Source organism: Streptomyces sp. NRRL WC-3549 (assembly GCF_000721935.1).
Classification (GTDB): Bacteria; Actinomycetota; Actinomycetes; order Streptomycetales; family Streptomycetaceae; genus Streptomyces.
The window spans coordinates 1-520 of the sequence record NZ_JOCS01001847.1 but is presented as its reverse complement, the minus strand read 5'-3'; the positions used below and the strand labels follow the sequence as shown (position 1 = coordinate 520).

The following is a 520-nucleotide window of genomic DNA, read 5'->3' as shown; positions in this document are numbered from 1 at the left end:
AAGGGCGAAGAGGTCCACACCGTCGCCCACAAGGGATTCGCCGAGAAGTCGCCCGTCGTCGCCGACTGGCTGAAGAACTTCGAGCTCACCGAGAAGCAGCTCACCGGCCTGGAGAACAAGATCCAGGAGGCCGGCCAGGGCAAGGAGCAGGACGGCGTACGCGCCTGGCTCAAGGAGAACCCGGACGTCGTCGACAAGGTGGCCCCGCTGCCGGCCGGCGCCCAAGGCGGCGGACCCGCGCAGGGCAAGGACGCGGGCAAGACCGTGAACATGGGGTACTTCCCGTGGGACGAGGCCATCGCCTCCACCTACCTGTGGCAGAACATGCTGGAGGACCGCGGGTACAAGACCACGGTCAAGCAGCTCGACCCGGGGCCGCTCTACACCGGTCTCGCGCAGGGACAGCTCGACGTCCAGTTCGACTCCTGGCTGCCCACCACGCACAAGGACTACTGGAACCGGTACAAGGACAACCTCACCGATCTCGGCTCCTGGTACGGGCCGACCTCGCTGGAGCTGA

At 66.5% G+C, this 520-nt stretch carries 1 protein-coding gene; it reads left to right on the top strand.

Features of this window, described 5'->3' with window-relative positions:
- On the top strand, positions 1-520 hold a 520-nt coding region (locus IH13_RS0100165), incomplete at both ends, for a glycine betaine ABC transporter substrate-binding protein (RefSeq protein WP_031079904.1).